Below are 22435 nucleotides of genomic sequence, written 5' to 3'. Positions count from 1 at the left end.
AGGGTCAGAGATCCAATTCGATCGTGTCCGTTGCCGGAACCGCGCAGCAGATCAGGGCGTCGCCGTCCTCGGGCGCGGCAGCGGGCGGGGTGCGGTAGGCGAGTTTGCCCGCCAGAAGCCGGGTGGCGCAGCTGCCGCAATTGCCCTCTCGGCAGCTGAACTCCGGCGTCAGCCCGTGGCTTTCGGCCAGCTCCAGAAGCGTACCGTCCGCCGGGGTCCAGGGCTGTTCAAAGCCTGATTTCCTGAAGCGGACGATGGCGGAGTCCACTTCGGGAACAGCGTCCCGGAGGTTTGGGGCGTCTGTGGCGCGCGTCAGCGCGGACGGCCCGAAAGCCTCGGCATGGATGTCTGCATCCTGGACCCCAAGATCCAGCAGGCCGTTGTAGGCCGCCTGCATGAAACCGCCCGGGCCGCAGAGGTAGACATCGGCGCCTGTCTTCGGCAGCACGTGCTGCAGGACCCCGGCGCTGAGCCGTCCGCCATGATCGAAGTCCCGGCCCGCCGTTTCCTTCGCGGCTGGCGCGCTGATCAGCGAGACATAGCGGATCTGTCCGCCGGCGGCTTGCTCCAGATTGCGGAACTCGCGGGCAAAGGCGCGTTCCTGAGTGGTGCGTGCCGCGTGCAGGATGGTCAGGGAACGCATATGGCGGGTGCGGACCCCCTCGCGCAGCGCGTGGCGTGCCATGGCGATCATCGGGGTGACGCCCACGCCGCCGGCGATCAGAACCGCAGGGCGGTCCGCTGTGGTGTCCAGGAAGAACCCGCCGCGCGGCGCCTTGGCCTCGATCACCGCGCCGGTTTGCAGGTGGGCGTGCAAGTGGCGGGACACGGTGCCGGCCTCCTCGCGCTTGACCGAGATGCGGTAGTGGCCCTCGCCGGGGGCGGAGGACACGGTGTAGGTCCGCACCAGCGGCGTCTCCGCGCCGGGCGGTGTGATACGGATGGTCAGGAACTGGCCGGCCTCGGAGGGCAGCAACGGGCCGCCGTCCTCCGGCTCCAGATAAAAGGAGCGGATCACGGTGCTTTCCATCTCTGTCCTTGCCACCCGGTAGCGGCGCCAGGTGCTGCGCTGCTGTTCCAGCTTGGCGCGGGCCTCTGCCTCTGCCCAGGTATCGGTCATCAGCGTATTGGGCGAAAAGGCACCGCGTTCGGCGCGCAGGGGCAGGATGCCTTCCAGCCAGGTGCCCTTGTGCAGGGTAAACCGCCAGCCGCGCTCAGCACCGTGGAAGGCGGTAACCTCAGGATGCGTTTCGTCCAGCAACTCTACGGTGCCGGTCAGCAGAAGCAGGCTGCCGGTGGTGAAGTCCGGGAAAACCAGGCCCGCGCGCGGGTTCAGCAGGAAATTCCCCAGCGTGTTGAAGTGGTTGTTGCCCGGGAAGTCGGGGATCGTCAGGCGGTTGCCGTCGATCCGGACAAAGCCGGGCCGCCCGCCGCGGTGCGAGACATCGACGCCTTCGCGTTCCGGGCGGCTGGCGGCGGGGATGTGGCTGGCGACAAAGAACATGTCGGCATCTGCGATCAGCGCGGTGTGGCTGCTGTCGAAATCTGTGAAGTGCTGCGGATGTGCGGGGGAGTGCTGTTCGACGGCTTCCAGCCCGCGCAGCTGGATGTACTGCGGGCAATTGCCGAAGGACTGGTCGACGCGCAGGGTCAAGCCTTCGGGGCCGGCCGCGGACACCCGCCCGTTGACCCGGTTGCGGCGGCGGCTGTGCAGCTCGATTCCAAGCATGCCAAGCGCGGCGCCCTCGCGGATCGCGGCCTGCACCGGATCGCGGGTGTCCGGCTGCAGCGCGATATCCAGGTGCTGGGGGTCCGGGGAGGCGGCAAAACCGGGCGGGCCGCTCAGCAGGCTCGCCCAGGGCCAGCCTTCGCTGTCCACGGCGCCAACCGCCAGAAACGGCAGCTGGGCATAGAACAGCCGGTGCTGGTCCGGCATGAAGCTGCGTATCACCCGGCGGCCGAAGGTCTCCATCATCTCGCGCTTGCCGGTGCGGGCCTGCATTTCCTGTTCGCCTTCGTGGAAGGGGGAGGGGGTATTTGCATCGAGGGGTGTCATGGAAACCTCCTGTTTTGCGAGAGGGTTGCGCGGCGGCCCCTGAACGGGCCGCCGCGCGCTGAGGTTAGGGCGCGATCAGGCTGCCAGGCCAACCTTGGTGGCGGGCATCGGCTTGAAACCTTTCAGCCCTTCGATGTTGGCCAGCAGGCCGCGCACGTTGGGGTAGGGCTCCAGCGAGATGCCGCCTTCGGGCGCGTGGGCAACATAGGAATAGACCGCCACGTCGGCGATTGTGGGGGTGTCGCCGACCAGGAAGCTGCGGCCCGCCATATGGGCGTCGATCTTGCCCAGCACGCGGGCCGCCACGGTGGCGCAGAACTCTGCATCCAGCGGGGCGTTGAAGACGTTGATCAGCCGCGCTGCTGCCGGGCCAAATGCGATTTCACCCGCGGCCAGGGTCAGGAACTTCTGCACCTCTGCCTCTTTCACTGGATCGGCGGGCAGCCAGGCCGGGGCAAATTTGCGGGCGAGGTAGACCAGGATGGCGTTGGAATCGCTGATGACGGTGTCGCCGTCCTCGATCACCGGCACCTGGCCTGCGGGGTTCAGCGCCAGGAAGGGCGGCTGTTTGTGCTCGCCCGCGGCCAGGTCGACGGTGACTGCCTCATGGGCGATCCCGGCGAGGCTGGCGAACAGCTCCACCCGGTGGGAGTGGCCGGAGAGGGGGAAGCCGTGGATGCGGATAGAATGGGGCATGTCTGGGGTCCTTTTGCTTGGCATCTGCCGTGGGTTTTTGAAGACACCCGGAAGATACGCCGCCTAAGGTTTGGCGATAATATTCCTTGTTGTGGAATAATTATGTACGTTGCATTCATAAAGAGGGCGACGGGAGCACCCCCGATGGACAAGCTGGACTGTATGCGGACCTTTGCCGCGGTGGCGGCGCAGAGCTCCTTTACCGGCGGGGCCCGGCAGATGGGGATCAGCACCAAGCTGGCCAGCAAATACGTCGCCCGGCTGGAGGAGCAGCTGGGCGCGCAGCTCTTGAACCGGACCACCCGCAAGGTGACGCTGACCGACACCGGGCGGGCCTATCTGGAGCGCTGCCTGCCGCTGCTCGATCAGTTCGACGAGCTGGAGGACGTGGTGCAGCTGCGCCAGCAGGAGCTGGCAGGCTCTATCCGCATCACCGCGCCCACCGGCTTAGGCAGCCGTGAGCTGGTGGAGGCCTTGCAGCCGTTCCAGCAGGCGCACCCAAAGGTGGCGGTGGAGCTGGTGCTGTCCGACCGCCACTTGCCGATGCTGGAGGAGGGGGTGGATCTGGCGGTGCGCTTTGGCGCGTTGAAGGATTCGGGGCTGGTGGCGCGCAAGCTTTGCACCATGCGGCGGGTGGTGGTGGCGTCGCCGGAATACCTGGAGGCCCACGGAGAGCCGGCCGAGCCGGAGGCGCTGGCCACCCACAATTGCCTGCTGCTCACGACCGGGCCGCAGCCGGAGGCCTGGGCGTTCGGGCGGGGCAGCGGGGCGAGAACCATCACCGTCGGCGGCAGCTTTCGGGCCAACTCGCCGCGGGCCGTGGCGCATATGGCAGTCAATGGCCTGGGCATTGCCCGCTGCCCCCACTACACCGCGCTGCCGTTCCTTCTGGACGGCAGGCTGCAAGTGCTTTTCGAACAACAGGAAACCGATCCGGTCACGCTCTATGCCGTGTATCCGCCCAGCCGCCATCTGACCGCACGGATCCGCGCCTTGATCAACCATCTGGCGGGCTGTTTCGGACCCGGTTGACCGGTGGGTCCGGCACCGCATTTGCAGCTTTGTCTCATCTTTCTAAAAATACTCCGGGGAGCGCGAGGGGCTGGCCCCTCGCATCTGCCGCTGCCGCATCTGAACGGTTCGCAGGTAAATAGGGCAACAATATTGCCATATTTATTTTATGCTTGAAATAATAATCCAAGACTGCGTAGGCTCACCTTTAGGGCTGGCGCAAGATCAGCCGGGGAGATGCGGGCTTTCGCCGGGCTTGGCTTCTGCTGCCGCCGCGGTAAAGTCGCAAGCATTTGATCAAGAACCCTGGTTTTGGGCCGGGGCACATTCTGGGAGGATTGAACGATATGAAAACAATTCGGATGCTGGCGATGGCGGCTGCAATTCCGGCGCTGGCAACGGCCGCGCACGCGGAGACAAAGATCGGCATGATCACCACCCTGTCCGGCGGCGGTGCCGGGTTGGGCGTGGATGTGCGCGACGGGTTCATGCTGGCGATCGAACAGGACGGCCGCGAGGGCGTCGAGGTGGTGATCGAGGACGATCAGCGCAAGCCCGACGTGGCGGTGCAGATTGCCGACCGGATGATCCAGTCCGAGAAGGTGGACATCATGACCGGCATCATCTGGTCCAACCTGGCGATGGCGGTGGTGCCTGCTGCAACCGCGCAGAACGTTTTCTACCTGTCGCCGAACGCAGGCCCCTCGGCCCTGGCGGGCAAGCGCTGCCACCCCAATTACTTCAACGTTGCCTGGCAGAACGACAACCTGCACGAGGCCGCGGGCGCCTATGCCAACGAGGCGGGGCTGAAGAACAGCTTTATCCTGGCGCCGAATTACCCGGCGGGCAAGGACGCGCTGACCGGCTACAAGCGAATGTACGAGGGCGAGCTGGCCGGTGAGATCTACACCAAGCTGGGGCAGACCGACTATGCCGCCGAGATCGCGCAGATCCGTGCCTCCGGCGCCGACTCTGTCTATTTCTTCCTGCCCGGCGGCATGGGGATTTCCTTCCTCAAGCAGTACGCAGGCAGCGGTGTTGATCTGCCGGTGGTCGGCCCGGCGTTCTCGTTCGATCAGGGCATCCTGCAGGCGGTGGGTGATGCTGCGCTGGGGGTGAAGAACACCTCGCAGTGGAACAAGGATATCGACAATGAGGCCAACGCTGAATTTGTCGCGTCCTTCCAGGAGAAGTACGGCCGCCTGCCGTCGCTCTATGCCAGCCAGGGGTTCGATACCGCCAACCTGATCCTGAGTGCGCTGGACAAGGCGGAAGTGTCTGACCAGGACGCTTTCCGCGCGGCGCTGAAAGCGGCGGAGTTCGCATCGGTCCGCGGCGACTTCAAGTTTGGCGACAACCACCACCCGATCCAGGACATCTATGTCCGTGAAGTGATCAAGGAAGGCGATGTCTATACCAACAAGATCATCGCCACCGGCCTGAAAGACCACGCCGACGCTTATGGCGGCGAGTGCAAGATGTAAACTAAGCGCTTGAGCGGAGACGCCTTTCGCGGCGTCTCCGCAAGCGGTCAAGCTTCCCCTTCGGAAAATCAAATGACGTATATTCTAGTTCTGGAGCAGATCCTGAATGGGCTCCAGCTCGGGGTGATGCTGTTTCTGATGGCAGCCGGGCTGACGCTGGTGTTCGGGGTGATGGGGCTGATCAACCTCGCCCACGGCTCGCTATATATGGTGGGTGCCTTTGCCGCCGCCGCAGTGGCGGGCTGGACCGGCTCGTTTCTGCTGGCGCTGACCGCGAGCCTCGCCGCCGCGGCCGCCGCCGGGGCGCTGATGGAGCTGGTGGTGATCCGGCGCCTGTACCGGCGCGACCATCTGGATCAGGTGCTGGCGACCTTTGCGCTGATCCTGATTTTCTCTGAGGGCACCCGCTGGCTGTTCGGCTCCTTTCCGTTGTTCCTGGATGTGCCGGCCTATCTGTCGGGGCCTGTCAGCCTGCCGGGAGGCATTGAATATCCGCTCTACCGGCTGACCATCATCCTGATCGGATTGGGCATTGCCGCCGGGCTGTTCCTGCTGATCGCCCGCACCCGCATCGGTATCCAGATCCGCGCAGGTGAGGCGGACCGGGAGATGATTGCCGCCCTCGGCGTCGATATTTCCAAGCTCTACACGCTGGTTTTTGCCCTTGGCGCGGCGCTGGCCGGGCTGGCGGGCGCGCTGGTGGGCGCGATCCAGTCGGTGCAGGTCGGCATGGGTGAGCCGGTGTTGATCCTGGCCTTTGTGGTGATTGTGATCGGCGGCATCGGCTCCATCAAGGGGGCATTGGCCGGGGCGCTGCTGGTGGGGATGACCGACACCTTGGGCGGCGTGTTCCTGCCGCAGCTGTTCGGCCTGTTCCTGGATCCGGCCAGCGCGGCCTCTGCCGGGGCGTCGCTGGCGTCGATGCTGATCTATATCCTGATGGCGGCAATCCTGCTGGTGCGCCCCTCGGGTCTGTACGGGGGGAGCGCATGATGCTGACGCGTGAGAGCCTGCTAAATTGGGCAATGATTGCGGCGCTGCTGATCGTGCCGCTAGCGGCGTGGTCGCTGGATGAGCCCTTTATCATCACCTTGGCGACCAAGGCTGCGATCCTGGCGCTGGCAGGGGTGGGGCTGAACATTGCCCTCGGCCTTGGCGGGCTGATCAGCCTGGGCCATGCGGCGTTTTTCGGGATCGGCGGCTATGCCATGGGCATCCTTGCGGCCCATGCCCAGAATTATGAGCCGCTGTTTGAATGGCCGTTCCTGTTCGAGGGCAGCAACCAGATGCCGCTGATCTGGCTGGTGGCAGTGGTCTTCAGCGCGCTGGCCGCGTTGGTGATCGGGGCGCTGTCCCTGCGCACCTCGGGTGTCTATTTCATCATGATCACCCTCGCCTTCGGCCAGATGCTCTATTACTTCGCGATCAGCTGGAGCGCCTATGGCGGCGAGGACGGGCTGTCGATCTGGGTGCGGAATGATTTTCCGGGCCTCAACACGCTGGACCCGATCCAGTTCTTTGCCATTGCCTATGTGATCCTCTGCCTGGCGCTGGTGTTTGCAGCGCGGTTGGCGCGCTCACCCTTTGGTCTGGCGCTGGCGGCGGCGCGGCAGAACGAGGACCGGGTGCAGGCGGTGGGTCTTACGCCCTTTACCCTGCGGCTGACCGCATTCGTGATTTCCGGTGCCATCACCGGTCTGGCAGGCGCCTTGTTTGCCGATCTGAACCGGTTCGTCAGCCCCACCATGCTCAGCTGGCACACCAGCGGCGAGATCATGATTTTTGTGATCCTGGGCGGTGTCGGGCGGCTGTATGGGCCGGTGGCCGGTGCCGCGCTTTACATCATACTGGAGCATCTGCTGGGCGGGATCAGCGATTACTGGCAGATCTTCCTGGGCGTGCTGCTGCTGCTGATCGTGCTGTTTGCCCGCGGCGGGCTGATCGGGGCGCTGGCAGGACGGGAGAAGGCGCATGGCTGATGCGGTTTTGAGAACCAAGGGCCTGAGCAAGAGTTTCGGCGCGCTGCAGGCGAGCAAAGATGTCTCGCTGGACCTGCGGCCCGGTGAAATCCACGCGCTGATCGGGCCGAACGGGGCGGGCAAATCCACCCTGATCAAGCAGATCGCGGGCAATATCGCGCCGGACAGCGGCAAGGTGGAGCTGCTGGGCCGGGATGTCACTGCGCTGGACACCGTGGCGCGGGCGCGGATGGGGCTGGGGCGGACGTTCCAGATCTCGGCGCTGGCGATGGATTACACCGTGTTGCAGAACGCGGTGCTGGGGGCGCTGGGGGGGCGTGGCCGGCCGTTCCATTTCTTCCGCAACGTGATGAAGGACCCGGAGCTGCTGGAGCAGGCGCGCGACGCGCTGGAACGGGTGGGGCTGACACAGGACGCCAGCCGCCGCACCGCCGACCTGTCGCACGGCCAGCGCCGCCAGCTGGAGGTGGCGGTGGCGCTGACCTTGAAGCCGAGGCTGTTCCTGATGGATGAGCCGATGGCTGGCCTGGGTGCTGCCGGGTCCAGGGCGCTGACTGGCTTCCTGGATGGCTTGCGGCAGGAGGCGCCGATCCTCTTGGTGGAGCATGACATGGACGCGGTCTTTGCCCTGGCGGACCGGATCAGCGTGCTTGTCTATGGTCAGATAATCGCCACCGGCACCGCCGACGACATCCGCGCCAATGCCGAGGTGCGCCGCGCCTATCTGGGAGAGGAGGACGCCGCATGAGCCTGCTGACCTTACACGGCGTCGAGGCCTCATACGGCCCGGCGCAGGCCTTGTTCGGCGTCGATCTGGAGATCGGCGAGGGCGAGGTGGTGGCGCTGATGGGCCGCAACGGGATGGGCAAATCCACCACCATCAAGACCATCTGCGGCATGCTGGGAACCTCCAAGGGGGAGCTGCGGTTTGACGGCCATGACCTGCGCCAGCTGCCGTCCTACAAGATCGCGCGGCTGGGCGTCGGGCTGGTGCCCGAGGGGCGGCGCTGCTTTGCGCCGCTCACGGTGGAGGAGAACCTGATTGCCGCCGCCCGGCCCGGGCCCTGGGACATGAAGAAGGTCGCAGAGCTGTTCCCGCGGCTGGAGGAGCGGCGCAGCCAGACTGCGGGGTCGCTGTCGGGCGGCGAGCAGCAGATGCTGACCATCGGCCGCGCACTGATGACCAATCCGCGGCTGTTGATCCTGGATGAGGCAACCGAAGGCTTGGCGCCGGTGGTGCGGCAGGAGATCTGGGCCGCGATCGGCCGTCTCAAGCGCGAGGCGGGGCTGGCCATTCTTGTGGTGGACAAGTCGCTGAAGGAGCTGTCGGCCATCGCCGACCGCGCGGTGATCCTCAACAAGGGCAGCAACGCCTGGGGCGGCGGCATCAGTGAGTTGCCGCCAGAGGTGGCAGACCGGTACCTGGGAGTGTGACCCTATACCCGGCCAAACGCGCCGCAGGGGCGCAAAAGGTGATGCATTTTTGCAAGTTTTGAGAACGACGGGCTGCCGTTTCCGGCAGCCCGCGGGCGTTTCGCCCGGCGGGGGCTGATTGGCCCTTGACCCTTCGCGGGAACCTTACTAGCCCGCAGTCACCCAGCAATACGTCAGGCAGAAATTTCAACCGCAAAATAGCGGAGATGGGACATGATTCTGCGACGTACTGCTGCGTCAGCTTGCGCCCTGCTGGCAGCCATGCCGGCATTGGCCGAAGTTGTCGAGCTTGAACAAATCAACGTAAACCAGCAAAGCGGCGAGGGCTTCTTCGGCGAAAGTGTTTCGCTGGAGACCGGCACCATTGCCAAGACTGGCGACCCGATTGCGGAGACGCCGCGGTCGGTGACGGTTGTGACCGCCCAGGAGATCGCCGCGCGCGGCGCCCGGAATGTGGAGGAGGCACTGCAATATTCCGCAGGCATCGTCGGCGGCCAGTGGGGGCTGGACAACCGCGCCGACTGGTATCTGGTGCGCGGCTTCAGGGCCAGCACGCTGCATGACGGGCTGCCTGCCCGCTATGGCTTCTATAATGACACCAAGCCTGAGCCCTTCCTGCTGAACAGCGTCGAAGTGCTGAAAGGGCCGGCCTCCGGCCTTTACGGCAGCGGCTCGGTTGGCGGGGTGGTGAACACCGCCTCGAAAACTGCGGCGCAGGAGTCCGAGAGCCTGCTGCAACTGCAGGCGGGGTCGCATGACCGCAAGCAGGTTGCAGCGGATGTGAGCGGTGATCTGAACGCAAGCGGCACCCTGCGCTATCGCTTCGTCGGCGTGCTGCGGGACTCCGAAACCCAGGTCGATCATTCGCAGGACGATGTGCTGGCGCTGGCACCGTCCATCACCTGGCGGCCGAATGAGGATACCGAGCTGACGGTGCTGGCCAACTACCAGGATAACGAGGGCAGCCCGCTGATCCAGTTCGCCTCGATCTATGGCACGCTGCTGCCCGCGACGGGGTTCGGCAATGGCGATTTCCTTCCCAGCAGCGTCTTTGTCGGCGAGCCGGGGTTTGACCGGTTCGACAGCGAGCAGCGCGCCATCACCGCGATGTTCAAGCACCGCTTCAACCCGGTCTGGAGCCTCAACGCCAACGCGCGCTATCTGGAAGCCGAGGCCCTGTACCAACACGCCTGGTGGGCTTTCGACAACACCGGCACGGGCCGGTACAATCCAGACGGCACCATCAACCGCACGTTCTACCGCGCGGAAAACAAGCTGAAGACCTGGGCTATCGATGCCTATGCCACCGCGGAATATGCGTTTGGCGGCTTTGACATGCGGACCTTTGCCGGGGTGAGCTACACCCGCGGGCATTATGACAGCGATACCGGTTACGGCGCCCAGGTCGGCCCCATCGACCCGTTCAACCCCGATTATGCCGGCTACCCGTCGATCACTGTCGCTGACACGCCCGGCACTTCGATCACTGAGGCGGGTGCCTATGTGCAGCATCGCGCCACCTATGACGATCGGCTCTTCATCGATCTTGGCCTGAGGTATGGCGACATCGAAACCGGGGCGAGCAATGGCAGCTTTGGTGCGACGAGCATTGCCGCCAAGGACAGCGAGTGGACCGGCAATGCCGCGGTAATGTACCGGTTTGGCAATGGTGTGGCTCCCTACATCAGCTATGCCGAGAGCTTCCGCCAGGATGCGATCGGCACCGATGTGAATGGCACTCCGTTTGAGCCGACCCGGGGTGAGCAGGTTGAAATTGGTGTGAAATACCAGCCGCTGGGCACCGATACGCTGCTGACGGCGGCGGTGTTCGACCTGACCAAGTCTAACCTGACGGTGGCCGATCCGGGCAATCCGGGCTTCCAGATGCAAACGGGGGAAGCCTCCGCCAAGGGGCTGGAGCTGGAGGCATACCACCGGTTCGGCGACCTGACGGTCGACGCCGCCTATACCTATCTCGACACCGAGGATGCCGAGGGCGACTACATTGCCCAGGTGCCCAAGAACGCGGCGTCGCTGTGGCTGAATTACGAGCCGCAGGACGGCAGGCTGCAGGGTTGGACGTTCGGCGCCGGGGTCCGCTACAACGGCGAGGCCTGGGGCGGGGCCAGTACCTATCTGACGCCGTCCTACACGCTGTATGATGCCGCGGTGTCTTATGGGCAGGACAACTGGCTGGTCTCGCTGAACGTGCGCAACCTGAGCGACGAGCGCTATGTCACCACCTGTTCGGGCGGCGCCTGCTACTTTGGCGACGGACGTAATGTGGCGTTGACGCTCACCACGAAGTTCTGAGCCGTTCTGCAGCGGTTCAGGAACAGGAAAAGGCCCGCGCAGTCAGCGCGGGCCTTTTTGCGGGCCGGACCCGCATCCGGGCCTATTTGGAGAAGCTCATTGGCAGGGTGAAGGTGAGCTGGCTGAGACCGAGTTTCTTGGGGGCGGAGGGGAATTTTCCGGCCCGGGCGACCGCCTGCAGCGCCGCCTGGTCAAATACGGCGCTGCCGGAGGATTTTGCAATCCGATAGTTGAGCAGCTGCCCGGTGCGGGAGACGGTGATCCGCACAACCGCCCGTCCGCTGCCACTGGCGCCGGAGGGGAAGCGTTTGCGGTGCTCGATGCGGCTGCGGATTTTGGCTCCCCAGACCGCTTGCAGCTTGGCCTGCTGCCCGGTCTGGGCGGTGGCCGCGGCAGAGCTGCCCGTCTGCCCGGCCTGTGCGCCGCCGCCAGACCCGGCGGCGCGCTGCCCGGCCCGGCTGGCCGTGGTCTGCTCGGCCTTGCGTGCCTGCTGCGGTTCGCGCGCGCGCTTGGGCCTTGGGCGCGGCTGGAGCTCAGGTCTTTCTACGGTTTCCGGCTTTTCTTCCGGCGGCGGCGGGGGCGGCGTGGTGTCTACCTCCAGCGTTTCGGCAGGGGCAGGGCGGGCCAGCGCAATTTGCGCTGCCGCTCGCGGCGCCTGGGCCAGTTCGAACCGCGGCACCGCGGGGGCCGCAGGGATGGTGAGGGGTTGGGGCAGGGGTGTCTCCAGCTGTGGCACGGTTTGTGGCGGGCGCTGCCAGGCTTCCACCATTTCGGCAATGGTGGCATCAGCGGCCTGGACCGAGACCAGCGCATCGCCGCCCGCACCGCTCGACTGGGCGCCGGAGCCGGGCGCCGTGGCAAACAGCGCGACATGGATCAGCGTGGCGATCCCGGCAAATACGGTGAGTTCGGCGGTGCGTTTCATTGCGGGCGCACCACAAGTTCGGCCCGGCTGAGCCCGGCGGCTGTCAGCTGCCGCAGGATCCGCGCCAGCGCCGCGGCCTCCAGCCGGGCGTCGGCCCGCAGCTGCACCACGGGGCTGCCCGTACTGGCGGCGGCCAGCCGGGCGATTGCGGCCTCGCCAACGGCGCCGTCAAAGTGCATTTGGCCTTCCGCATCGATGTACAGCACGGCCTGCGCCTTGGCCTCGGTGTCCAGCGCGGCCTCGGGCGGGGTAACCTCGAAGGGCTCGGGCTGGGCCAGGCGGGAGGTCATCAGGAAGAAGATCAGCAGCAGAAACACCACGTTTATCATGGGTACGATGGATTCGGCCCGCGGGCGGCGGGGGGGATCGGTCAGGTCCATGCGCGTCTCCTCATTCCACCAACACGAAATTGGTGAAGCCCGCCTGCCGCAGCAGCGCGGTCACATCAGTGATGCGCTGCAGATCGGCCTTGTCCCGTCCGCGCAGCACCAGCATGTCGCCGGGCGTCTGCATCAGCGGCGCCAGCGCCTGGGCCAGGTTGCTGTCGGCCACCGGCACGCCGTTGATGTCGAGGTTGTTCGGCCCGATGCCGATCAGCCGCGGCGGGCCGGTGTAAGGGCCGCCCTGGCCGGCCAGCGGCAGGTCCAGCACCGCATCCATGCCAAAGCGCGAGGCCAGCATGAAGAACACCAAGAGCAGGAACACTACGTCGATCATCGGCGTCAGGCTCGGCTTGCGCCGGGGTTTCGAGGGTGGAGCCAGCAGCATCGCGTCACTCGGCCGCCAGTTTCAGTTCAGCAGGAGCCGCCGCCACGAACAGCCGGGTGGCGCTGTCTTCGATGTCGCGGCGGATGCGGGTGATCACCGCCTCGAACCAGGTGAGCGCGGCGGAGGCCGGGATCGCCACAGCCATGCCTGCGGCAGTGGTCAGCAGCGCCTCCCAGATGCCGCCCGCCAGCAGCGCCGGATCGGCGCGCGAGCCTGCCGCCTGCAGCGCCTGAAAGGCGGCGATCATGCCCAGAACCGTGCCCAGCAGGCCCAGCAACGGCGCGATGGTGGCAATCAGCTCCAGCGCGCCGAGGCCGGTGGCGGCGCTGCCAAGGTGCAGCTTGGCCACCCGGGCAGCCTCTTCGCGGGCGCGGTCCTCGGGCAGGGTGGACAGGGCGGTCAGGGCCGTGGCCACCACCTTGGAGCGGATTCCGATACGGCCTTTAACAATTGCCAGCGCGGCGCCGGAGTCGCCGCGTTCATAGGCCTCTACCGCGCGGCCTGCCTTGCCGCGCGACCAGGCACCGATCAGCGCCAGGCGCCAGATTTTCCACAGGATCAGCGCCAGGGTGATCACCGACAGCGCCGCAATCGCCCAGATTGACGGACCGCCGTCGCGCAGGAAATCCAACGCCTTGGCAGAGGCTTCGCGGGCGGTTTGCGCCAGTTCCTGCTGCCGGGTGAGCGGTTCAGAGGTCGGCAGCGGCTCAGCCGCGGGCGCAGCTTCGGCGGGTTCTGATAGGGCTGTAGCAGCGCCGGTCGGGGTCGCAGGTGCGGCGTCGGGGCTGGGCGCTGCTGACTCTGGAGCTTCAAGTTCGGGTACCGCAGGGGCTTCCGGCTGCGCTGGGGCCGGGGCCTCGGCGGCAATCTGCGGTACCGGTGCGGCGGTCGGGTCCTGTGCGGCAGCCGGGGCTGCAAGCAGCGGGGCGGTCAGAAACACTGCGGCAAGGGCCGCCTGGGCGCGTTTGGTCATGATTGGCTCCAATAAGCGGCGATATAGCTTGTTCCGGGGGCGGGTTTGTTCTGCTGGAGGGCCGCGCGCAGGCGCTGCACTTCGGCCTTTTCGCACGCAAACCACAGGTAGTGGCCGGGCGCGTGTTTGCGCGCGGCCAGCGCGCGGTCCGCCAGGCTATGCCCGCCATCGCGGCGCAGCCAGGTCAGCGCAACACCCGTGGGCGCGGTCACCGGATAGCCGCAGTCCTTGCCTTCGGTGCTGAGCAGAACGGCTTCGCCCTTGGTGTCCCGCGGCAGGTTCTCGAGGATGCGGGCTGCGGCGGGCAGAGCGGTTTCGTCGGCATATAGCAGGATTTTCGAGGTTGCCGGAATGCCGCCGCCGCCAGGCCCGGCGATGGCCAGCCGGTCCCCCGGGGCCGCTTGGCGCGCCCAGTCGGTGGCGCGGCCGCCGTCGTGCAGGAAGATATCGAATTCCATCAGCCCGGCCTCATGGCAGATCCGGCGGGTGGTGTAGACCGGGCGGTGCAGCGCTGTCTCCCCTTTCGGCCAGACGGTCGCACCGGTCTCCGAGAGCCGGGGCCATTCCGGCGCGGTACAGCCTGCGGGCGGAAGCAGCAGGCGGAAGTGGATGGCATCGTCCTGGAAACCGGCGAGATCCGGGGATTTGACCTGCACCCGCAGGAAGGCGCGGCCGACCGGGGTGACCGACTGGACCATGGTGAAATGGACGTTGGGCGGCAGGGCGCCAGCGGTGGTGGCGTCCGGCCAGCGGAGGGCGTCGGAGGTGCCAGGCTGGATTTCGTCCAGATGCGCGGCGATGCCGTCCTTCAGCATGTGCAGCCGGTCCGGCATGGCCGCCGAGACACTGATTGCGGTGCTGCCGTTCCGGGCGGCAAAGCGGTAGTGGCCGAAGCCTGCGATCTCCACCGTGACGGCGGCGGCGCCGTCCTCGATCACCGGCAGCTCATGTTCCTGCGCCATGGCAATGACGGCCTGGCGGACGGCCGCAAATGGCAGCTCAGGCAGTTCGGCGTTCGCCTGCAGCGGGAAGACGGGGTTGATGGTCATCGCGGCCTCGTTCATTCGGGAATGACATGCGGGGTGCCATGGACCGGATCGGCGATGATCCGGCAGGGCAGCGCAAAGACTGAGCGCAGGACCGCTTCGGTGACCACCTCGGACGGAGTGCCCTGGCAAAACACCCGCCCGTCCTTGAGCGCGATCATGTGGCTGGCAAAGCGGGCAGCCAGATTGATGTCATGCAGCACCATGGCCACGGTGCGCCCGGTTTCGCGGTTGAGCTGCTGCACCAGCTTCAACAGTTCAATCTGATGCGGCAGGTCCAGGTAGGTTGTCGGCTCGTCCAGCAGCAGAATGCCGGTTTCCTGCGCCAGCGCCATGGCGATCCAGGCCCGCTGGCGCTGCCCGCCTGACAGCGCCTCCAGCGGCTTGTTAGCATTGCCGGTCATATTGGTGAGGTCCAGCGCCCGGGCAACCGCCTCTGCGTCCTGCTGCGACCATTGCCGCAGCGCCGACTGGTAGGGGGTGCGGCCGCGGGCCACCAGGTCGTGCACGGTCAGCCCATCGGGTGCGGAGGGGGTTTGCGGCAGGATCGCAAGGCGTTGCGCGACAGAGCGGCTGCCCTGCCGGTGGATCGCCTTGCCGTCCAGCACGGCCTGGCCGCTGCCAGCCGGCTGCAGCCGGGCCAGGGTTCGCAGCAGGGTGGATTTGCCGCAGGCATTGGGGCCGACAATTGCGGTCAGTTCGCCATCGGGAATGGCGGCCGTGAGGCTGTCCAGAACGGGCGTGCCGGCATAACCGGCCGAGAGATCCTCGGCCCGCAGGCGGGCGGTTTTGGGCATCAGAGGGTTCCTTTCCGGAAGTGCGCCAGCAGCAGCCACAGCAGTACGGGGGCGCCAATGAGTGCGGTAAACGCGCCGGCGGGCAGCTGCACCCCCGGCACCAGGCGGGCGGCGGTGTCGGCCAGCAGGGTAATCAGAGCGCCGGCCGCGGCGGCGGCCAGCAGCGCGGGCTTGCCGCCGGGGATCAGGCGGCGGGCAATCGGGCCGGCCGCAAAGGCGACAAAGGGTAGGGGACCAGCGGCGGTCACAGCAAGCGCGGTCAGGAGGATTCCGGCAGCGGTCACCGCCAGCCGCAGGCGGGAGACAGGCAGACCCAGACCGGTTGCGATGCCGTCATCCATTGCCAGCCGGGCCAGCGGGAAATGCAGCCACCACAGCACAGGCGCCAGCAGCGCCAGCCCGGCCCAGACTCTCGCAGCGTCCTCCCAGCTGCGGCTGTGCAGCGAACCGGTAAGCCAGCTGAGCAGGTCGGCGGCGGTTTGCGGGTCGATGCGGCTGATCAGCAGATCGGCGGCTGCAGTCAGTGCCAGGCTGGCGCCGATGCCGGTCAGGATCAGGCGGCCCGGCACCAGCCCGTCCTTCCATGCCAGCAGGATCACCAGCGCCGCGGCCAGTGTTGCCCCGGCGAGGGCGCCCGGCAGCATCATGCCGCCGGTCAGGATCACCGCCGCCAGCGCGCCGCAGCTTGCGCCGGCGTTGAAGCCGATCACATCCGGCGAGGCGAGCGGGTTGCGCATCATCGTCTGGAACATGGCTCCGGCCAGGCCGAATGCGGCGCCGGCGCCAAGCGATGCGGCGATGCGGGGCAGCCTGTGATCCAGCAGGATCATCTGCTCGATGTTGGTGCCCTGGCCGAGCAGCAACGAGGCCATCTGGCTGCTGCTAATAGGGTAGCTGCCGGTCTGTACTGCCAGCAGGGCGGCGGCCAGCAGCAACGCTAGAAGGCAGAGCCCGGCCAGCAGCGACCGGCGTGATATCTGTACCGACAACGAAGCAATGCGGAGTGTCCAGGTCATAGGCTGCGCACTCCGTTTCGGCGGACCATCCAGATCAGCACCGGCCCGCCGATCAGCGCGGTCATCACCCCTGCCTGCATGTTGCCGCCGAACAGCGGCAGACGCCCGGTCAGATCGGCCGCAACCAGCAGCAGCGGCCCGAACACCGCGGAGAAGGCCAGCGTCCAGCGCATGTCCGGCCCCGCGGCCCAGCGGGCCAGATGGGGCACGATCAGCCCGGCAAAGGCGATCGGTCCGGCCATCGCCACAGTGGCGCCGCACAGAAGCACAATGGCAGTCCCGGCCGTGGCCCGTGCGAGCCCGGTGCGCACACCCAGACCGCGGGCAGTGTCCTCGCCCAGCAGCAGCGCGTTCAGCCCGGCGGCCGCTACAGCGGCAAGCCCTGCGCCCAGGGTCAGGAAGGGCAGCAGCATATAGAGGGTGGACGGCAGAATGCCGTCAAACCCGCCCAGAACCCAGAACCGGTAAACATCCAGGGTTTGCGAGCTGACCAGCAGCAGCGACCGGGTGAGAGCGAGGATCAGGGCGCTGAGAGCCGCGCCCGCCAGCACCAGCCGCAACGGATTGGAACGGCTGCCGCCGCCGAGCAGGAACACCAGCACTGAGGCCGCCAGCGCGCCGCCAAGCGCCACCCAGACAAAGGCCGCCGGATCGGTGATGCCGAAGCCCAGGATACAGATCACCACGCCGAGCGCGGCACCGCCGTTGATGCCCAGCAGGCCCGGATCGGCGAGGGGGTTGCGGGTCATGCCCTGGATCAGCGCGCCGGACAAGCCGAGCGCCGCGCCTGCAAGCAGCGCTCCGGCCAGCCGCGGCAGGCGCATTTCGCGGATCACGATTTGGCTGGCATCGTTCGGATCAAAAGCTGTCAGTGCCCGCCAGACTATGTCCCAGCTGGCGGGCCGGAAGCCAAAGCGCAGCGCGGCGGCTGACAGAACCGCCAGCCCAAGCAGGGACCCGCCGAGCCGCAGGCCGCGCAGGCTGGCGGCGGGGCGGATCGGGGAAACGTCGATTGATGAAACGGACATGTCAGAAGCCCTCCGGCAGCAGACCGGCCTCGGCCATACTGGACACGGGTGTGGACGGGTCGCCATCCAGTGCAGCCTCCAGCAGCGGCACCAGCTGGTCGAGCGCCGCGTCCAGGCTCAAGGGGCTGGAGTGAGACAGCGCCGAAGACAGCAACCGCCCGGCATAGATCTCCCGCCCCTCGCGGTAGGCGCGCAGGGTGTGGCGCAGCGGCAGGCGCTTGAGCCGCGCAGCGGAGCCGCCGGCGTCGATCCAGATCAGGGCATCCGTGTCGATGGGAGAGAGATCCTCATCGGGGAGCAGGGCATAGTAGCCGTTCGCAGGGGCAAACGGGTTGGCCACCTCCGGCACGGTGAACCCCAGGGCGGCCAGGAACTGACCGCGGATGTCATTTGCGGAATAGGCGCCGGTGCGGGTGGCCGAGACCATGACGGCGCTTGCGCCCTGCCACTCGGGGTGCGCCACGCGGATGGCGGCAAAACGGCCCTCGATCCGGGAGATGATCCGGTCGGCCTTGACAGCGTTTCCGGTTGCCGTGCCCAGGGTTCGCAGCATGACCTGCCAGGGCGAGCCGTAGCTGCCGTGGGCGGCCTTCGGCGGGATGGTGGGCGCGATCTGCGACAGCAGCGCATATTCGCGCTCGGTCATGCCGGACCATTGGCCGGTGATCAGGTCCGGCTCCAGTGCGGCAATCTGCTCGATGTCGATCTGCCCCTGCAGCACGATGGGTTCGGCATCGCCCAGGGCTTCCTGCGCCCAAGGCCAGACACCGTAGGGGTGGTCGCCGAACCACTTGCGCAGCGCATGGGGCTTTTCCCCCAGCGCCAGCAGGAAATCATGGCCGATGTAGCTGAGCGAAACGATGCGCTGCGGCTTGGCCGGCACAACCGTGGTGCCATAGCGGTGTTCGATAACCGCCGGGAACGGTTCTGCCGCACTGGCTGGGGGGGCGAAGACTGTTGCGGCCAGCAGCAGGTAAACACCCAGCCGGGCGCACGCATTTGGAAAAAACAGAGCCAGCTTCACAATTCACTCCAGCCTGCGGCGCGTGCACGAGCGGCGCCGGGATGTTGATCCGTTGATGGCTGGACTGTGTGCCGCGCAAATGGCGCGGAGTGTCTCGCTGAAAGGCGCCCGTCAGGGTGCGCCCGGACGCTTAAATAACCTTAGTTCTTTTGTCAAGTTATGTGGCCGCCCGAGCCGCATTAGAAACGGGCGGCCTGCTGGTCTCAGATGTGCAGCGCGTGACCCAGCGCGCGCAGGCAGGCTTCCTGCAGTCCCTCCGACTGGGTCGGGTGGGCGTGGATGGTCGCCGCGATGTCCTCAAGGCAGGCGCCCATCTCGATGGCGAGCGAAAACGCCGCCGACAGTTCGGAGACACCGGCCCCCACCGCCTGCAGCCCCAGCACCGCCTGATCCGCATCGCGCCAGACAACGCGGATAAAGCCGTCCTCGCGTTCGGTCGTCATGGCGCGGCCATTGGCGGCAAAGGGGAACTCCGTGCTGCTGCTGCCCTCGATCTCGCCGGGCAGGGCACCGCAGGTGACAATCTCGGGATCGGTAAAGCAGACCGCCGGAATCGCGCGCTTATCCCATTCGACCGCGTGGCCCGCGACGTGTTCCGCCACCATCTCGCCCTGCGCCATGGCGCGGTGCGCCAGCATCGGTTCGCCGGTGATGTCGCCGATGGCGTAGATGCCGCGCATCGAGGTCTGGCAGGTCTTGTCGATCCGGATGTAGGGGCCGTTCAGGGTCAGCGCCAATTCGTCAACGCCGATGCCTTCGGTCCGCGGGCGGCGGCCGACGGTGACCAAGACTTTCTCTGCCTGGATCTCGCCCTGGCTGGTGGTCAGAACGCCATCTGCGTAAGCCTCGGCCCTGGCGCCGGTCATCACTTCAATGCCCAGCTTTTCCAGTCGCTTGGCAACCGGCCGGGTGAGGGCCTGGTCATACAGCGGCAGGATGCGGTCTTCGGCCTCGACCACGGTGACCTTGGTGCCCAGCTTGGCAAAGGCCGTGCCCAGCTCCAGCCCGATATAGCCCGCGCCGACCACGGCAAGGGTTTCCGGCACCTGTTGCAGCGCCAGCGCCTCGGTCGAGGACAGGATATCGCCGCCGAAGGGCAGGGAGGGCAGCTCGACCGGGGCGGAGCCGGAGGCGATCACGATGCGTTCGGCGCGGATCTGGGTGGTCTCGTCACCGCGTTTGACCGCCACGGTCTTGCCGTCGAGGAACCGCGCGCGGCCCTCGACCACACGCACGCCCGCCTTGCGCATCAGGCCGCTGACGCCGCCGGTCAACCGCTTTACGATGCCGTCCTTCCAGGCGACCGTCTGGCGCAGGTCGATTTCCGGCTTGCCCGCGGTGATGCCAAGCGGACCTTCGGCCGCGTGGGACATCTTGTGGAACTCATCCGCGGCGTGGATCAGCGCCTTGGAAGGGATACAGCCCACGTTCAGGCAGGTGCCGCCGGGATTGGCCTCGTCCACCACGATGGTGTCGACCCCCAGCTGGCCTGCACGGATGGCGCAGACATAGCCGCCGGGGCCCGCGCCGATGATCAGCAATTTGCACTTCAGATCAGTCATTCAGCCCTCGACAAACAGCATGGCTGGGGTTTCCAGCAGGGATTTCAGTTTCTGGACAAAGACCGCCGCGTCCCAGCCGTCGATCACCCGGTGATCGAAGGAGCAGGAGATGTTCATCATCTTGCGCGGCCGGAATTGCTGGCCGTCCCAGACCGGGCGGATCTGCATCTTATTGACGCCTACAATCGCCACCTCCGGGTGGTTGATGATCGGCGTGGTGGCAATGGCGCCAAGCGGCCCCAGCGAGGTGATGGTGATGGTGCCGCCGGTCAGCTCCTCGCGCTTGATCGAGCCATCGCGGGCGGCGTCGGCCAGTCGGGCCAACTCGCCTGCGTTGTCCCACAGGCTGTTGGCCTCGGCGTGGTGCAGCACCGGCACGTTCAGCCCTTGCGGGGTTTGCGTGGCGACCCCGATATGGACGCCGCCGTGGCGGTAGATCACGCCTTCCTCGTCATCGTAACGTGCGTTCAGCCCGGGCTGTTCGCGCACCGCCTCGACGATGGCGCGCATCAGGAAGGGCAGGAGGGTCAGCTTGGGGCGGCTGCCCTCATGCTTCTTGTTGAGCGCGGCACGCAAGTCCTCCAGCGCGCCCATCTCCACCTCTTCGACGATGGTGATATGCGGGATGTGGCGTTTGGACAGGGCCATCTTCTCGGCGATCTTGCGGCGCATGCCGATGACGCGCTGTTCCTCGACGCCGGTGTTGCGGCCGCGGGTGACGCTGCCCTGACGGATGCCGCCGGATTCGATCCAGCTGTCCAGATCCTCGTGGCTGATGCGCCCGCCGGGACCGGTGCCCGGCACATGGCGGAGGTCGACGCCTTCGGAGCGCGCTCGCGCCCGCACGGACGGCGCGGCCAGCGGTTTGCTGCCTTCGGGCCGCGGCAGGCGGTGGCCGGGTTTCTTGGCGGCCGGAGCGGGTGCTGGTGCGGGAGCCGGTTGCGGCGCTTCCTCCGCCTCCGCGCCCGCATCACCGGCCGCGTCTTTACCCGGCGCAGGCTGCGGTGCCGTGGCTGCGGGTTTGGTTGTCTCTTGGGCCGTGCCGGGGGCTTCGTTGCCCTCGCCCTCGACCTCGATCCGGACCAGCACGGAGCCGATCGCCATCATCTGGCCGATCTCGCCGCCCAGCTCCAGCACTTTGCCGGACACGGCTGAGGGCACCTCGACTGCGGCCTTGTCAGTCATTACCGCCGCCAGAATATCATCCTCGCGCACGATATCGCCGGGCTTGACGTGCCATTCGGTCAGTTCGGCCTCGGCGATGCCTTCCCCCACATCGGGAAGACGCATGGCAAACACACCCATGTGCTCAGCCCTCCATCACTTTTTTCAATGCCTCGCCGACACGGGCGGGGCCGGGGAAATACTCCCATTCCTGCGCATGCGGATAGGGCGTGTCCCAGCCGGTGACGCGGATGATCGGCGCCTCCAGGTGGTAGAAGCAGTTCTCCTGCACCAGGCTCATCAGTTCGGCACCGAAGCCGGAAGTGCGCGTCGCCTCATGCACGATCACGCAGCGGCCGGTCTTTTCCACCGAAGCCTGGATTGTCTCGAGATCCAGCGGCAGCAGCGTGCGCAGGTCGATCACCTCGGCGTCGACGCCGGTCGCCTCAGCCGCGGCCTCGGCCACATAGACCATGGTGCCATAGGCCAGAACGGTGACATCCGCGCCCTCGCGGGTGATGCTGGCCTTGCCCAGCGGCACGATCTCCGCGCCCTCCGGAACCTCGCCCTTGGGGTGGTTTTTCCAGCTGGTGACCGGGCGGTCGTGGTAGCCGTCGAAGGGGCCGTTATAAAGCCGCTTGGGCTCCAGGAAGATCACCGGATCCGGGTCCTCGATGGCGGCCAGCAGCAGCCCCTTGGCGTCGCGCGGGTTGGAGGGCACCACCACCTTCAACCCGGACACATGCGTGAACAGCGCCTCCGGGCTCTGGCTGTGGGTCTGGCCGCCGAAGATGCCGCCGCCGGTGGGCATGCGGATCACCAGCGGGCAGGTGAAGTCGGCGTTGGAGCGGTGCCGCAGCCGCGCTGCTTCCGAGACGATCTGGTCATAGGCCGGGTAGACGTAATCGGCGAACTGGATCTCGATCACCGGCTTCAGCCCGTAAGCCGCCATACCGATGGCGGTGCCGGCGATGCCGGATTCATTGATCGGCGCGTCAAAGCAGCGGGACTTGCCGTACTTCTCCTGCAATCCCGCGGTGCAGCGGAAGACCCCGCCGAAAAATCCCACATCCTCGCCGAAGACGACGACGCGGTCATCTGCCGCCATTGCGATATCATGGGCCTCGCGGATGGCCTCGATCATGGTCATGCTGGCCAT

21 protein-coding genes are annotated in these 22435 nt (G+C 66.7%); 7 read left to right on the top strand and 14 right to left on the bottom strand.

Translation table 11 applies throughout. The annotated features are described in order from the left end of the window. Positions 1-4: 4 nt before the first annotated feature. Together ACXAED_RS21540 and ACXAED_RS21535 are read right to left on the bottom strand one after the other, a co-directional pair. Positions 5-2056: a 2Fe-2S iron-sulfur cluster-binding protein gene (locus tag ACXAED_RS21540; protein WP_475053438.1), complete on the bottom strand. Its 2052-nt coding sequence runs from the start codon at positions 2054-2056 to the stop codon at positions 5-7. Positions 2057-2131: 75 nt separating this feature from the next. Continuing rightward, on the bottom strand, positions 2132-2752 hold the full coding sequence (locus tag ACXAED_RS21535) for a glutathione S-transferase family protein (protein ID WP_475053435.1): 621 nt from the start codon (positions 2750-2752) through the stop codon (positions 2132-2134). Between the two features lie 144 nt (positions 2753-2896). Here ACXAED_RS21535 and ACXAED_RS21530 point away from each other — a divergent pair, with 144 nt between their 5' ends. The 7 genes from ACXAED_RS21530 to ACXAED_RS21500 all read left to right on the top strand — a co-directional run bounded on the left by ACXAED_RS21530 (position 2897) and on the right by ACXAED_RS21500 (position 10973). Next, on the top strand, positions 2897-3784 hold the full coding sequence (locus ACXAED_RS21530) for a LysR family transcriptional regulator (RefSeq protein WP_475053432.1): 888 nt from the start codon (positions 2897-2899) through the stop codon (positions 3782-3784). A 326-nt stretch (positions 3785-4110) separates the two neighbouring features. Next, on the top strand, positions 4111-5247 hold the full coding sequence (locus ACXAED_RS21525) for an ABC transporter substrate-binding protein (protein WP_475053430.1): 1137 nt from the start codon (positions 4111-4113) through the stop codon (positions 5245-5247). Positions 5248-5319: 72 nt separating this feature from the next. Beyond that, positions 5320-6240, top strand: a complete 921-nt coding sequence (locus ACXAED_RS21520; protein ID WP_475053428.1) for a branched-chain amino acid ABC transporter permease — start codon at positions 5320-5322, stop codon at positions 6238-6240. After that, the gene (locus tag ACXAED_RS21515; protein WP_475053425.1) at positions 6237-7226 is read left to right on the top strand and encodes a branched-chain amino acid ABC transporter permease; all 990 of its coding nucleotides are present in this window, start codon (positions 6237-6239) and stop codon (positions 7224-7226) included. The genes ACXAED_RS21520 and ACXAED_RS21515 overlap by 4 nt, the downstream gene beginning before the upstream one ends. Further along, positions 7219-7974 carry an ABC transporter ATP-binding protein gene (locus ACXAED_RS21510; RefSeq protein ID WP_475053424.1) on the top strand — a complete coding sequence of 252 codons (756 nt, stop codon included), beginning with the start codon at positions 7219-7221 and terminating at the stop codon, positions 7972-7974. Before ACXAED_RS21515 ends, ACXAED_RS21510 begins: the two co-directional genes overlap by 8 nt. Further along, entirely contained in the window at positions 7971-8660 is a 690-nt protein-coding gene (locus ACXAED_RS21505) for an ABC transporter ATP-binding protein (protein ID WP_475053421.1), read from the top strand. The genes ACXAED_RS21510 and ACXAED_RS21505 overlap by 4 nt, the downstream gene beginning before the upstream one ends. Before the next feature lie 213 nt (positions 8661-8873). Further along, positions 8874-10973 carry a TonB-dependent siderophore receptor gene (locus tag ACXAED_RS21500; protein WP_475053418.1) on the top strand — a complete coding sequence of 700 codons (2100 nt, stop codon included), beginning with the start codon at positions 8874-8876 and terminating at the stop codon, positions 10971-10973. An 82-nt stretch (positions 10974-11055) separates the two neighbouring features. Here ACXAED_RS21500 and ACXAED_RS21495 read toward each other — a convergent pair whose 3' ends face one another. The 12 genes from ACXAED_RS21495 to ACXAED_RS21440 form a co-directional block, all read right to left on the bottom strand. Beyond that, on the bottom strand, positions 11056-11898 hold the full coding sequence (locus ACXAED_RS21495; RefSeq protein ID WP_475053416.1) for an energy transducer TonB: 843 nt from the start codon (positions 11896-11898) through the stop codon (positions 11056-11058). Beyond that, positions 11895-12278 (bottom strand): ExbD/TolR family protein, encoded by a 384-nt coding sequence (locus ACXAED_RS21490; protein WP_475053414.1) that lies wholly within the window; start codon positions 12276-12278, stop codon positions 11895-11897. Before ACXAED_RS21490 ends, ACXAED_RS21495 begins: the two co-directional genes overlap by 4 nt. 10 nt (positions 12279-12288) lie before the next feature. Next, positions 12289-12666, bottom strand: a complete 378-nt coding sequence (locus ACXAED_RS21485) for an ExbD/TolR family protein (RefSeq protein WP_475053411.1) — start codon at positions 12664-12666, stop codon at positions 12289-12291. A 4-nt stretch (positions 12667-12670) separates the two neighbouring features. Next, positions 12671-13639 (bottom strand): MotA/TolQ/ExbB proton channel family protein, encoded by a 969-nt coding sequence (locus ACXAED_RS21480; protein ID WP_475053409.1) that lies wholly within the window; start codon positions 13637-13639, stop codon positions 12671-12673. After that, positions 13636-14688 (bottom strand): siderophore-interacting protein, encoded by a 1053-nt coding sequence (locus ACXAED_RS21475; protein WP_475053407.1) that lies wholly within the window; start codon positions 14686-14688, stop codon positions 13636-13638. The genes ACXAED_RS21480 and ACXAED_RS21475 overlap by 4 nt, the downstream gene beginning before the upstream one ends. Positions 14689-14699: 11 nt before the next feature. Beyond that, positions 14700-15482 (bottom strand): ABC transporter ATP-binding protein, encoded by a 783-nt coding sequence (locus ACXAED_RS21470; protein ID WP_475053404.1) that lies wholly within the window; start codon positions 15480-15482, stop codon positions 14700-14702. Continuing rightward, complete coding sequence (locus tag ACXAED_RS21465; RefSeq protein WP_475053401.1) at positions 15482-16498, bottom strand: FecCD family ABC transporter permease; 1017 nt, start codon at positions 16496-16498, stop codon at positions 15482-15484. The genes ACXAED_RS21470 and ACXAED_RS21465 overlap by 1 nt, the downstream gene beginning before the upstream one ends. Then, positions 16495-17526, bottom strand: a complete 1032-nt coding sequence (locus ACXAED_RS21460; protein WP_475053398.1) for a FecCD family ABC transporter permease — start codon at positions 17524-17526, stop codon at positions 16495-16497. The genes ACXAED_RS21465 and ACXAED_RS21460 overlap by 4 nt, the downstream gene beginning before the upstream one ends. Position 17527: 1 nt before the next feature. Then, positions 17528-18550, bottom strand: a complete 1023-nt coding sequence (locus tag ACXAED_RS21455) for an ABC transporter substrate-binding protein (RefSeq protein ID WP_475053396.1) — start codon at positions 18548-18550, stop codon at positions 17528-17530. Between the two features lie 203 nt (positions 18551-18753). Next, positions 18754-20112 carry a dihydrolipoyl dehydrogenase gene (lpdA, locus tag ACXAED_RS21450; protein ID WP_475053394.1) on the bottom strand — a complete coding sequence of 453 codons (1359 nt, stop codon included), beginning with the start codon at positions 20110-20112 and terminating at the stop codon, positions 18754-18756. After that, the gene (locus ACXAED_RS21445) at positions 20113-21417 is read right to left on the bottom strand and encodes a dihydrolipoamide acetyltransferase family protein (RefSeq protein WP_475053393.1); all 1305 of its coding nucleotides are present in this window, start codon (positions 21415-21417) and stop codon (positions 20113-20115) included. A gap of 4 nt (positions 21418-21421) precedes the next feature. Continuing rightward, complete coding sequence (locus tag ACXAED_RS21440; protein WP_475053391.1) at positions 21422-22435, bottom strand: alpha-ketoacid dehydrogenase subunit beta; 1014 nt, start codon at positions 22433-22435, stop codon at positions 21422-21424.

The organism is Leisingera sp. ABM4_103 (assembly GCF_056158685.1).
This window is presented reverse-complemented; position numbering and strand designations above follow the sequence as displayed.

What these genes read in the sequence shown, in the direction of transcription:
- ACXAED_RS21540 (WP_475053438.1), bottom strand. Translation starts at nt 2,056, where the DNA reads ATGACACCCCTCGATGCAAATACCCCCTCCCCCTTCCACGAAGGCGAA.
- ACXAED_RS21535 (WP_475053435.1), bottom strand. Translation starts at nt 2,752, where the DNA reads ATGCCCCATTCTATCCGCATCCACGGCTTCCCCCTCTCCGGCCACTCC.
- ACXAED_RS21530 (WP_475053432.1), top strand. Translation starts at nt 2,897, where the DNA reads ATGGACAAGCTGGACTGTATGCGGACCTTTGCCGCGGTGGCGGCGCAG.
- ACXAED_RS21525 (WP_475053430.1), top strand. Translation starts at nt 4,111, where the DNA reads ATGAAAACAATTCGGATGCTGGCGATGGCGGCTGCAATTCCGGCGCTG.
- ACXAED_RS21520 (WP_475053428.1), top strand. Translation starts at nt 5,320, where the DNA reads ATGACGTATATTCTAGTTCTGGAGCAGATCCTGAATGGGCTCCAGCTC.
- ACXAED_RS21515 (WP_475053425.1), top strand. Translation starts at nt 6,237, where the DNA reads ATGATGCTGACGCGTGAGAGCCTGCTAAATTGGGCAATGATTGCGGCG.
- ACXAED_RS21510 (WP_475053424.1), top strand. Translation starts at nt 7,219, where the DNA reads ATGGCTGATGCGGTTTTGAGAACCAAGGGCCTGAGCAAGAGTTTCGGC.
- ACXAED_RS21505 (WP_475053421.1), top strand. Translation starts at nt 7,971, where the DNA reads ATGAGCCTGCTGACCTTACACGGCGTCGAGGCCTCATACGGCCCGGCG.
- ACXAED_RS21500 (WP_475053418.1), top strand. Translation starts at nt 8,874, where the DNA reads ATGATTCTGCGACGTACTGCTGCGTCAGCTTGCGCCCTGCTGGCAGCC.
- ACXAED_RS21495 (WP_475053416.1), bottom strand. Translation starts at nt 11,898, where the DNA reads ATGAAACGCACCGCCGAACTCACCGTATTTGCCGGGATCGCCACGCTG.
- ACXAED_RS21490 (WP_475053414.1), bottom strand. Translation starts at nt 12,278, where the DNA reads ATGGACCTGACCGATCCCCCCCGCCGCCCGCGGGCCGAATCCATCGTA.
- ACXAED_RS21485 (WP_475053411.1), bottom strand. Translation starts at nt 12,666, where the DNA reads ATGCTGCTGGCTCCACCCTCGAAACCCCGGCGCAAGCCGAGCCTGACG.
- ACXAED_RS21480 (WP_475053409.1), bottom strand. Translation starts at nt 13,639, where the DNA reads ATGACCAAACGCGCCCAGGCGGCCCTTGCCGCAGTGTTTCTGACCGCC.
- ACXAED_RS21475 (WP_475053407.1), bottom strand. Translation starts at nt 14,688, where the DNA reads ATGACCATCAACCCCGTCTTCCCGCTGCAGGCGAACGCCGAACTGCCT.
- ACXAED_RS21470 (WP_475053404.1), bottom strand. Translation starts at nt 15,482, where the DNA reads ATGCCCAAAACCGCCCGCCTGCGGGCCGAGGATCTCTCGGCCGGTTAT.
- ACXAED_RS21465 (WP_475053401.1), bottom strand. Translation starts at nt 16,498, where the DNA reads ATGACCTGGACACTCCGCATTGCTTCGTTGTCGGTACAGATATCACGC.
- ACXAED_RS21460 (WP_475053398.1), bottom strand. Translation starts at nt 17,526, where the DNA reads ATGTCCGTTTCATCAATCGACGTTTCCCCGATCCGCCCCGCCGCCAGC.
- lpdA (WP_475053394.1), bottom strand. Translation starts at nt 20,112, where the DNA reads ATGACTGATCTGAAGTGCAAATTGCTGATCATCGGCGCGGGCCCCGGC.
- ACXAED_RS21445 (WP_475053393.1), bottom strand. Translation starts at nt 21,417, where the DNA reads ATGGGTGTGTTTGCCATGCGTCTTCCCGATGTGGGGGAAGGCATCGCC.
- ACXAED_RS21440 (WP_475053391.1), bottom strand. Translation starts at nt 22,435, where the DNA reads ATGGCCAGCATGACCATGATCGAGGCCATCCGCGAGGCCCATGATATC.